The sequence below is a fragment of the Streptomyces sp. NPDC057654 genome (assembly GCF_042800135.1).
Lineage (GTDB): Bacteria > Actinomycetota > Actinomycetes > Streptomycetales > Streptomycetaceae > Streptomyces.
Map to the genome: position 1 here is coordinate 1 of NZ_JBHVHQ010001371.1, position 1391 is coordinate 1391.

1 protein-coding gene and 1 pseudogene are annotated in these 1391 nt (G+C 72.9%); both read left to right on the forward strand.

Annotated features, from left to right (window positions below; all coding sequences use genetic code 11):
- Positions 1-204 (forward strand): annotated as a pseudogene (locus ACFU99_RS43710) (hypothetical protein); the annotation flags it as partial.
- A gap of 86 nt (positions 205-290) precedes the next feature.
- Positions 291-1193: a metal-dependent hydrolase gene (locus ACFU99_RS43715; protein ID WP_384404353.1), complete on the forward strand. Its 903-nt coding sequence runs from the start codon at positions 291-293 to the stop codon at positions 1191-1193.
- Positions 1194-1391: the final 198 nt, after the last annotated feature.

Below are 1391 nucleotides of genomic sequence, written 5' to 3' on the forward strand. Positions count from 1 at the left end.
CTGGCGGGCGCGCTGTGGAAGTCGCCCGCCGGGCAGTGGTACCTGCTCGCGGCGGGCAGCGACCGGGTCGCCTCGATCGCCGCCACGGGCGGGGTGCGCGGCAGCACGGCGGGCAGCCTGCTGGCCGTACCGGCGAAGGACGGCGCGCGGGCGAAGTTGAGCGCGCGGCTGACGAACGGGAAGAAGCTCACGCCGCTGCACTGACGGGGGCGGCCGGGCAGGGGCCGGGGCTGATCGGAATGTGGGCCGAGGGCTGTTGCCTCGACGCTACCCGCCAGTACATTGACGCCATGTCTAATAAGGCCAAGGTCCAGCCCGTCCCCGTCGCGTCGGAGCACACCCCGCTGAAGGCCCGCAAGGTCTCCTTCGACTGGGCCGACACGCCGCTGCACTGGGTGCCGGGCGACCCGTTCACCACCCACACCATCAACGTGCTGCACCTGCTGCTCCCGGCCGGCGAGCGCTGGTTCGTCCACGTCTACCGGCAGATACTCCCGTACATCCACGATCCGAAGCTGCGCGAGGACGTCATCGGGTTCATCGGCCAGGAGGCCACGCACGCCCAGGCGCACTCCACCGTGCTCGACCACCTGAAGTCCCAGGGCCTGGACCCGGCTCCGTACACCGAGCAGGTGGACTGGATGTTCGAGCGGCTGCTCGGCGACCACACGGCGCCGCCGTTCGCCCGCCGCTGGTGGCTGCTGGAGCGGGTCGCGATCATCGCCGCGATCGAGCACTACACGGCGGTGCTCGGCCAGTGGGTGCTGGATGCCGAGGCGCTCGACCGCAAGGGCGCCGACCCCACGATGCTGGACCTGCTGCGCTGGCACGGCGCGGAGGAGGTCGAGCACCGCTCGGTGGCGTTCGAGGTGTTCATGCACCTCGACGACGACTACAAGAAGCGGGTACGGACCTGGGCCACGGCCTTCTCCGCGCTGGTGTGGCTCTGGCAGCGCGGGGTGCGGTTCTTCATGACGAACGACCCGACGGTGCTCTCCGGCGACGCGCGCTGGAAGGACTTCTTCCAGCGGGCCCGCGGCGGGCTGCTGCCGTCGGCCGGGGCGATACTCGGGGCGGCGCCCCGGTATCTGCGCCGCTCGTACCACCCCTCGCAGGAGGGCTCGACGGAGCGCGCCGTCGCCTACCTCGCCGCCTCCCCCGCCGCGCGGGCCCACGCGGAAGGTGACGCCTGACATGCGGAAGGGCACGCCTGACATGGGAACGCGCAGGCCGAAGCCGCCGAGGGTGCGTACGGTCCTGCTCGTCGGGGCCGCCGCCTGGTTCGTACGCCGCCGGCTGCGCGCCGCCGCGCGGCCCGGGGCCCGCCCGTCCAGGCCGCCGCTGTGGCCGCTGCCCACCGCCCCCGGAGCCGATGCCCCCCTGCTCCTGAC

What these genes read in the sequence shown, in the direction of transcription:
- ACFU99_RS43715 (WP_384404353.1), top strand. Translation starts at nt 291, where the DNA reads ATGTCTAATAAGGCCAAGGTCCAGCCCGTCCCCGTCGCGTCGGAGCAC.